This window comes from Kordia sp. (assembly GCF_045105435.1).
Classification (GTDB): Bacteria; Bacteroidota; Bacteroidia; order Flavobacteriales; family Flavobacteriaceae; genus Kordia.
This window is the reverse complement of the sequence record NZ_JBGCDL010000180.1, coordinates 1-9,502: the sequence shown is the minus strand read 5'-3', so window position 1 is coordinate 9,502 and position 9,502 is coordinate 1. Positions and strand designations below refer to the sequence as shown.

7 protein-coding genes are annotated in these 9,502 nt (G+C 35.8%); all 7 read left to right on the top strand.

Features of this window, described 5'->3' with window-relative positions:
- A partial coding sequence (locus AB8B65_RS09565; protein WP_405300732.1) for a T9SS type B sorting domain-containing protein occupies positions 1 to 4,341 on the top strand: 4,341 nt, incomplete at its 5' end.
- Positions 4,342 to 4,350: 9 nt separating this feature from the next.
- Positions 4,351 to 5,157, top strand: coding sequence for a hypothetical protein (locus AB8B65_RS09560; RefSeq protein WP_405300731.1), 807 nt, complete (start codon positions 4,351 to 4,353; stop codon positions 5,155 to 5,157).
- A gap of 58 nt (positions 5,158 to 5,215) precedes the next feature.
- Complete coding sequence (locus AB8B65_RS09555) at positions 5,216 to 5,584, top strand: glyoxalase (protein ID WP_405300730.1); 369 nt, start codon at positions 5,216 to 5,218, stop codon at positions 5,582 to 5,584.
- A gap of 109 nt (positions 5,585 to 5,693) precedes the next feature.
- Positions 5,694 to 6,107: a 5-fold beta-flower protein gene (locus AB8B65_RS09550; RefSeq protein ID WP_405300729.1), complete on the top strand. Its 414-nt coding sequence runs from the start codon at positions 5,694 to 5,696 to the stop codon at positions 6,105 to 6,107.
- 281 nt (positions 6,108 to 6,388) lie between these two features.
- Entirely contained in the window at positions 6,389 to 8,377 is a 1,989-nt protein-coding gene (gene uvrB / locus AB8B65_RS09545; RefSeq protein ID WP_405300728.1) for an excinuclease ABC subunit UvrB, read from the top strand.
- 49 nt (positions 8,378 to 8,426) lie between these two features.
- Complete coding sequence (locus AB8B65_RS09540; protein WP_405300726.1) at positions 8,427 to 8,999, top strand: hypothetical protein; 573 nt, start codon at positions 8,427 to 8,429, stop codon at positions 8,997 to 8,999.
- Between the two features lie 392 nt (positions 9,000 to 9,391).
- Positions 9,392 to 9,502 (top strand): cold-shock protein (locus AB8B65_RS09535; protein ID WP_405300734.1); only part of this gene is annotated, 111 nt, incomplete at its 3' end.

The window sequence follows — 9,502 nt, the reverse complement described above, 5'->3', positions numbered from 1 at the left end:
GGAAGTGCGGCTCCATATACAAATATTGCTGTTGTACCTGGAACAAATATTCCTGTGAGTACAAGTGTAATTCATGATGAAATAGTAGGTTTCTGCCCTGCTGAAAATGAAGAGTTTTTTGAAGGATATAACTTAGGAGACACCAATTATAACGGACGTACAACTGTATTAACGGCGACTGCAAATTTAATTCCGAATCAACAATACCATATCAAATTAGTGCTGGCAGATGGAACAGATCAAAATGCGGATTCTGCTATTTTTATTCAAGGGAATAGTTTTAATGCGACAGTTGATTTAGGACCAGATATTACTACTTGTGCAAACTCGTATTTGTTAAATGCTGATATTGGAAATCCGCTCGCAACATACGAATGGTTTCGCAATGGTGTCACAATTCCTGGAAGTAATGGTGTTACACATGATGCTGTATTGACAGGAACATATCGTGTAGAAATTACAATTCCAGTAGGAACTGAAACTTGTACCATTGAAGATACAACAATAGTTACCCTAAATGCTGCACAAACTGCAGGACCTGTAACTGATTTTGAACTTTGTGATGATACGGGAGCTGTTGGTGTTGAAAGTTTTAATTTAACGATTAAAGAACCGGAAATATTAGCAACAGTGCCGCCTGCAAATTATACTGTAAGTTACTATCCTACGCAAGATGATGCAGATAATGATACAAATGCATTTCCGACAACAATTTCAAATACCACTTCTCCACAAGAAGTATTTGTGCGTGTGCTAGATGTTGACAATGGTTGTTTATCATTTACTAGCTTCAATTTAGTTGTAAACGAATTACCAACAATCAACGATCCTGCGCCAATTGATGTCTGCGACGACGATAGTGACGGATTGACACAAATAGATTTAACGGTTCGTAATGATGAAATCACAGGAATGAATCCTGTACTTGGTGTCAGTTACCACTTTTCACAAAATGATGCTGACAATAATATAAATCCGATTGCAAATAACTATTCAAACACTTCAGCAAATGAAATTCTTTTTGTTCGTGTTGTAAATACTGAAACTGGATGTGTAAGTACAACCTCTTTAGCAATCAACGTAGGAACATCTCCTCAGTTAACTGTACCAAACAGAAACTTGGTAGATGCGTGTGATCCTGATCAAGATGAATTTGCTACTTTCGACTTAACAACTATTTTTAACGAAACTATTGCTGGACTTACAGGCGTAACCGCTACCATACATACATCTGCAGAAGATGCCAGTACAGGTGACAATCCAATACCAGACATTACCGCTTTTAACAATACAAACCCTGAACAACAAACTTTATTTATTCGTGTAGTAGACGACAATTCGGGTTGCTTCTCTATATCTCAATTCAATATATACACCAATGCGCTTCTTTCTGCAACAAACCTTCAAGATGTAAATCGTTGTGACGACGATAGTAATGATGGTATATTTGAATATGACTTTGAAAATGTTATCTTACCTAATATCCAAAACGGTTTGGCATTTGTAAACGTAACGTTTCACCTTACAGAAGACGATCGTGATAATAATATAAATCCAATTGACATTACGGTTCCGTTCACCAACACTTCCAATCCGCAAGAAATATTTATCAGACTTACTGATGTTGATACAGGCTGTGAAGATGAAGCTTCTATAACGTTAACGGTAAATCCGTTTGTACTTGCTCCTGATGTGGGAACTTTGACTGCTTGTGATACAAACTCCAATGCAATTGCTGTGGTGGATTTAGAAATGTTTACACCAGCTATAATAGGAACTAATACAGAATTTAGCGTTGTTTATTTCCTAACATTAAACGATGCCATTTTTTCTACCAATGCTGTTACAGAACCTATCGTGAACTCTTCAAATCCGCAAGAAATATTCTTTAGATACAGAAATACAAGCACTTTTTGTTCAGATATTGGCACATTCATGTTAGAAGTATTGCCTGCACCCGAAGTTAATGAACCAAATCCTATTTTAATTTGTGATGATGATACGGATGGAATTGCCGATGTAAACATAACACAAAGTCTTCCTGAAATTATTACCGATTTAAACAATATCAACATTTCGTACCACACTTCATTAAGTGGCGTAATTAATAATGATGAAATTATAACTGATCCTACAGCATTCAATACAGCAACTACATCTGCTTTTGTTCGTGTCGAAAATACCACAACAGGTTGTTTTGCTAGGGTAGAAATTCCGATCATTGTAAATACAATTCCTGAAGTTACTGCGACAGACATCTATCAATTGTGTGAAACAGATACCGATCAAACAGAAAATTTTATCATGGAAACTAGAGATGATGAAATTTTAGACGATCAAACAGACATGACTGTGCTCTACTATCCTACTGCGCAAGATGCTTTAGACAAAACAAACGAAATTGACAAAACCATTCCGTTTGCAAATCAAACAAATCCGCAAACCATTCACGTTCGTATTGAAAATGACACCGATCCAGACTGTTTTGCTGTTTCTGATTTTGTCATTCAAGTAAGTCCAGCGCCAATATTCAATGAACCGACAGATATTTTTGTCTGTGACGATATTACAAATGATGGTACAGATACGTTCGATTTAACCGCTACACAAGACGAAATTGCAGCAGGAATTGCACAAAACCTAGACATCACATTTCACGCTACATTTGAAGATGCATCCACTGATATAGATCCGATTGGAACTACCATTACAAATACAGTAAATCCGCAATCAATTTATGCGAGAATTACGAATGATTCTAATTGTTTCACTGTGGTAGATTTTGCACTGAATGTTGTGCAAGTTCCCGAAGCAAATCCTGCGCCAGATGTAACTGTTTGTGATGTAGATTATGACGGACAAGTGGTTTTTGATTTGACAGAAGCCGAATTTTCTATCTTAAACATTCGTCAAGACAATGTTGTCATTACCTATCACGAATCGCAAGATGCTGCTGATAACGGAACAAACGTAGTTCCAGATCCTACAAACTATACAAATACTAACAATCCGCAACCAATAGTTGTACGTTTGATCAATACAATTTCAGGTTGTTACGTAACAGTTCCGTTTACGTTAAATGTAAACTTACCTCCAGTATTAAATAACATTACCGAAGCTACTTTTTGTGATGCAGAAGTTCCTGGAACGGTAGATTTAAGTCAGATAGAAGATATCATTATCGATGATTCAACAGGAGTTTCTATAGAATATTACAATACTGCTGCTGATGCGGAAAGTGATACAAATTCGCTTCCAAACATTTACACATACATGTCAAACCCAGAAACGATTTTCATCAGAGCAGAAGATGATGTTACAGGTTGTTTCATTGTGAGAAGTATTGACGTGACTATGAATCCAAACCCTATAGCAAACTCTGTAAGTGATATGCAAGCGTGTATTAGTGACAATGCAAACTCAACACAGACGTTCAACTTTTCGGGACAGTCTGCAACTATTTTAGGAACGCAAAATCCAGCATTATTCACAGTAAGTTATCATGTAAGTATTGAAGATGCGCAAAACGATGTAAGTCCATTGCCTACCTTATTCAATGCGTTTAACGAACAAATCATTCATGCACGTTTAGAAAATAATGTCACAGGTTGTTTTGCAACGACTTCATTTATGACAATTCTGCATCCGCTGCCTGTAATTGATCTTCCGGAAGATATTACCTTGTGTTTAAACGATCTTCCGTTAACAGTAACTGCAAATTCAGACATTGGAATCTCATACCTTTGGTCAACTGGAGAAACTACTGCTTCTATCGACATTACAAGTGTTGGCACCTATTCAGTCACGGTAACAAGTCAGTTTGGTTGTGATGAATCAGCTAGTTTTAATGTGAACGAATCAGAATTAGCAACTATTGTTGAAGTAGATGTTCTAAACTTTTCCGACAACAATACAATTACCGTAACTGCAAGCGGAAACGGAGACTACTTATATGCTCTAGATGGCGGAACACCACAAATTTCAAACGTATTTGAATTTGTTGGACCAGGCTATCACGTAGTAACGGTTTCTGATGTAAACGGTTGTGGCGAAGTAAGCGAAGAAGTTGTTGTCATTGATTACATAAAATTTGTAACACCAAACAACGATGGATTCAACGATACATGGCATATTATAGGAATAGAAACCTTGCCAAAATCGGTTGTGTACATCTTTGATCGTTACGGAAAACTACTCACAACATTACGTGCAAACGATCCAGGTTGGGACGGAAACTACAGAGGTCGTAGAATGCCATCGAGTGATTATTGGTTCTTAGCAGAAATTAAAGATGGACCAAATTCTTTTGATGTAAAAGGACATTTTACACTGAAGCGATAGTCTATTGCTATGAAAATTAAACATTGGACAACTGAAAAAATTATTTCAAGAGTTTTATCGAATAAAAACCAAACAAACTACTGGAATTATATTACCGAACTCAGAAGTCGCGTCAATAAGAAAGTCTATAATATTGCTTTTGAATTAACGAAATCTTCCATAGACAAAGAAAAAATTCTAGGGATTTACATATTAGCACAATTAGGTTTTGATCCGAGATTTCAGCAGAAAAAAACGATATTGCGCTACTTTTATATGCTTCAAGAAGAGCAATCGCCAAAAGTATTAGTTGCCCTATTCTCGTCAATTGCACACAACAATCACAACTTAAATGAAGTACAAATAGAAAAACTAGCTTCGTTTAAAAATCATCCCAATATTGATGTTCGCTTTGACCTTTCATTGGCATTATCTGGCATTGAACATAAAACAGCTATCCATACATTGATTCAATTATCAAAAGACAAACATCACGACGTTCGTAATTGGGCAACTTTCGGATTAGGCACACAAATAGAAACTGATACTCCTGAAATTAGAAATGCCCTTTGGCAAAATATTGAAGATACGCATCAAGATACTAGATTTGAAGCTATGGTTGGATTAGCAAACCGAAAAGATCAACGAATTTTTTCTGTATTAAAAACCAAATTAGAAGCTTTTGATGAGGATAACTACCATATTCTAGATCCAATTGAAAAATTGCAACACGAAGACTTCATTCCGTTACTAGAAGCTAAAATCAACACAAACACTTCTGACACACATTGGAATGAAACTGCGAAAGAAGTTATTAAAATACTGAAAACTGCTTAAATAATTTCGTAAATTACCGTTTATTGAAAGCAATTAAGCATTCTAAAAACGATTCAAAATGAATATCCCAGGGAAATCTATCAGAGCATTTATTGGCGCTAAAGACTATACTATTTCTCGTCAGTTTTATTCAGATGTAGGCTTTGAAGAAATAGAAATCCCAGGAAATATGTCTTACTTCTATATGGGAGAATTTGGGTTTTACCTGCAAGATGCTTACGTAAAAGATTGGGTAGACAATACCATGATTTTCTTTGAAGTGGACGATTTACCAAACACGCTAAAACATATACAAAGTCTACAATTGACCGAAAAGTATGAAAATGTACGCCTATCCGAAATTGTATACAAACCGTGGGGAAATGTATTCTTTTTGCATGATCCTAGCGGAATACTTTGGCAAATTGGAACGTTTAAATCTGCCTAAGGCAAACTACATTCAATCTACAATCTAAGAATTTAGCATCGTACGCTTCAATGAAATTTTTATTACGCTGAATAAAATCACACCAAATTAAAAACTAAATTAAACAACAATGAAAAAAGTATTATTCTTGCTATTATTTCTATGTATAGGAACTACCTGTTATGCACAAAGTGTGTATTATAAAGGAAGTAGAATTGGTAAAATTGAAAGCGACGGAGACATCTACGTAAAAGGTTCTCGTGTAGGGAAAATTGAATCGGATGGTGATGTTTACAGAAAAGGTTCTCGTATTGGGAAGATTGAAAGTGACGGAGATATTTATTACAAAGGATCAAGAGTCGGAAAAATAGAATCGGACGGAGATGTGTATGTAAAAGGATCAAGAGTTGGAAAAATAGAAAGTGACGGAGATGTATATTACAAAGGCAGTAGAATTGGAGATTGTGACGGAATCAAGCCTGAAATGGCAGCAGGATTTTTCTTTTTCTATTTTTGGGATTTAGATACTGGTCGCGCTAGATAAGCACCGTCTTTTATAACTTCCGAAACCTTTTATTGGTATTTGAAGAAAACGAAATAATAAATCAGAAAATAAACGTTCTGAGCACTAAAACGAGCATCACCATATCTTTGTCAATGATTAATTTTTCAATGTACAATGAATGTTGATGCTCGTTTCTTTTCACTATTTTTGTATGAAGTTGCGTTAAGGATTGAGGCATTGTTGAAGCTCCTCGCAGAGAGCGACTGCCGAAAGCCTGACCCAAAGGGAAACGCCCAAAACAAAAAAAGCAAACACATAATATGAAGTTTAAAATTGTATCTGACTTTTCGCCTACGGGCGATCAACCGCAAGCAATTAAACAACTTGTTTCTGGAATTGAAACCGACGAACAATACCAAACTTTGTTAGGTGTTACGGGTTCGGGGAAAACGTTTACAGTTGCCAATGTAATTGAACAGGTAGAAAAACCAACGCTGATTTTGGCACATAATAAAACCTTGGCTGCGCAATTATACTCAGAATTTAAGTTGTTTTTTCCTGAAAATGCCGTTGAATATTTTGTATCCTACTACGATTATTATCAGCCAGAAGCGTACATTCCGACTTCAGGAACGTATATAGAAAAGGATTTATCGATCAATGAAGAAATTGAAAAGTTGCGTTTAAGCACGACTTCTTCCCTACTTTCGGGTCGCCGTGATGTCATTGTAATTGCGTCGGTTTCGTGTTTGTACGGTATTGGAAATCCGATTGAATTCCAAAAGAATGTGATCAAACTAGAACGCGATCAAGTGATTTCGCGAACGAAATTATTACATCGTTTGGTGCAAAGTTTGTATTCAAGAACAACCGCAGACTTTCTTCGCGGTTCGTTTCGTGTAAAAGGTGATGTGGTAGATGTATTTCCTGGATATGCCGATTTTGCCTTTAGAATTCACTTTTTTGGTGATGAAATTGAAGAAATAGAATCTTTTGATCCTGCCACAAATAATGTGCTTGAAAAATACGAGCAACTCACCATTTATCCTGCAAACATGTTTGTGACTTCGCCAGAAGTATTGCAAAATGCCATTCATCAAATTCAAGAAGATATGGTGAAACAGGTAGATTATTTTAGAGAAATTGGGAAACATTTAGAAGCAAAACGTTTGGAAGAACGCACAAATTTTGACTTGGAAATGATTCGCGAATTAGGCTATTGCTCCGGAATTGAAAACTACTCAAGATATTTGGATGGACGATTGCCAGGAACACGCCCTTTTTGCCTGTTAGATTATTTTCCAGATGATTATTTAATGGTCGTTGACGAAAGTCACGTAACGGTTTCGCAAGTCCACGCCATGTATGGTGGCGACAGAAGTAGAAAGGAAAATTTAGTAGAATACGGTTTCCGTTTGCCAGCCGCAATGGACAACCGACCGTTGAAGTTTGAAGAATTCGAAGCCATTCAAAATCAGGTAATTTATGTAAGTGCCACGCCTGCAGATTATGAATTGCATAAAACGGATGGTATTTTTGTAGAACAGGTAATTCGCCCAACAGGATTGCTAGATCCGATTATAGAAGTGCGTCCAAGCTTAAATCAGATTGATGATTTGGTAGAAGAAATTCACCTGCGAACAGAAAAAGATGAACGTGTATTGGTGACGACATTGACCAAACGTATGGCGGAAGAATTGACGAAATATCTATCGCGAATTCAAATTCGTTGTCGCTACATTCACAGTGATGTTGATACGTTAGAACGTGTTCAAATTATGCAAGATTTACGTAAAGGTTTGTTTGATGTGTTGATCGGTGTGAATTTACTCCGTGAAGGTTTAGATTTACCCGAAGTATCATTAGTTGCCATTTTAGATGCTGACAAAGAAGGTTTTTTACGCTCGGCGCGATCGTTAACACAAACCGTTGGTAGAGCCGCGAGAAACATTAATGGGAAAGCGATTTTGTATGCGGATAAGATTACGAAAAGTATGCAAAAAACCATGGATGAAACTGCATACAGACGTGAAAAGCAAATTGAATACAATACCAAAAACGGAATTACGCCAAAAGGCTTGAACAAAGCATTAACTTCTATTCTTGGAAAAGACGATAGCTTGGCTTGGGAAGACGAAATCAAAGCGAAAGCCGCTGCCGAACCAGATTTGGAATACCTGACTAAAGCGCAAATAGAGAAGTTAATTCGCGAAAAGCGTAAATCCATGGAAACTGCTGCCAAAGAGTTGAACTTTATGGATGCAGCTAAATATCGTGACGAGATTAAAGTTTTACAAGAAAAACTGTAACAAATTGGTATTTTATAATTCCTATCAAAAGGTAAAATTGTAAAAATCTATGAACATCAAAGAGCGTCTTTCTAGTATTGGTTTTTTCTTCATATTTGGGCTATTCTTTCTAGCAATAATTATGATTATTGTCGGATTGAAAACTTCGCAAACCAATTGGACATTCGTAAGTATAGGAATCATTATTTCAATACCTTTTTGGATGTACAGTATATATATAAATTTTTCAATCAATCACAACTCCAAAAAACGTGGCAAACTATATGACACACATCTCCGTAATCTTAAAGAAAAGGCTGATAAAATTCCCGTAAAGCTCGATAATGCAATCATTCAAGAAAGAAATCAGTATCAAAAAAATACGATTGTAACAGGAAAAGCGGCTGCATTGAATGAAATTTCAGGATACGGGCATCACAACGAAAAAAATATAAAGCATACTTTGTGCAAAGTCACATTTAAGCTCAAATATCATCAAAAAGAACTCATCATAGAAGAAACTGTTCACTTGGGTGAAACTGCGTTACGTATGCAGTTTTACATTCAAAAAGAAACTACTTTATATATAGATCCGTTTGATCCCGAAAATTACCATTTAGACTTGGACTTCCTTGAATATTAACAAAACGCAAGAAAATCTGTAACGGCAAATATTACGTCCTCTCTTGCGTTTTTTCAACAATTATATATACGAAACAAAATTTTAGATCGCTGCATAAAGTGGTTTTATAAAGAACGAATTATTCTTCATATTACTTAGCGTAAAAGTAAGATAATACATCAGAATTATAAAGCGTAGTATTTCGGAAACTACAAAACAGGTAGAAGTACGTGTTTTTATTAGCTTCATAAAAACAGTAGAAAACTCATAATTAACGCAGGTTACAGCGATAAACTTTAAAAAACCAATATTAAATTATTGTAACCAATTAGAAAAAATTAAAAAATTGGTTGGGCGCATGCAATTAGGTATTATCTTTGTACTAATTAAAATAATTATTAAAATTTATTACAATGAGTAGAGGAACAGTAAAATTCTTCAATGACGCCAAAGGATTTGGTTTTATTACAGAAGAAGGTTCAAACAAAGAACATTTTGTGCACATTTCAGGATTAATCGATGAA

Coding starts and splice junctions, on each gene's coding strand:
- AB8B65_RS09560 (WP_405300731.1), top strand. CDS start 4,351: ATGAAAATTAAACATTGGACAACTGAAAAAATTATTTCAAGAGTTTTA.
- AB8B65_RS09555 (WP_405300730.1), top strand. CDS start 5,216: ATGAATATCCCAGGGAAATCTATCAGAGCATTTATTGGCGCTAAAGAC.
- AB8B65_RS09550 (WP_405300729.1), top strand. CDS start 5,694: ATGAAAAAAGTATTATTCTTGCTATTATTTCTATGTATAGGAACTACC.
- uvrB (WP_405300728.1), top strand. CDS start 6,389: ATGAAGTTTAAAATTGTATCTGACTTTTCGCCTACGGGCGATCAACCG.
- AB8B65_RS09540 (WP_405300726.1), top strand. CDS start 8,427: ATGAACATCAAAGAGCGTCTTTCTAGTATTGGTTTTTTCTTCATATTT.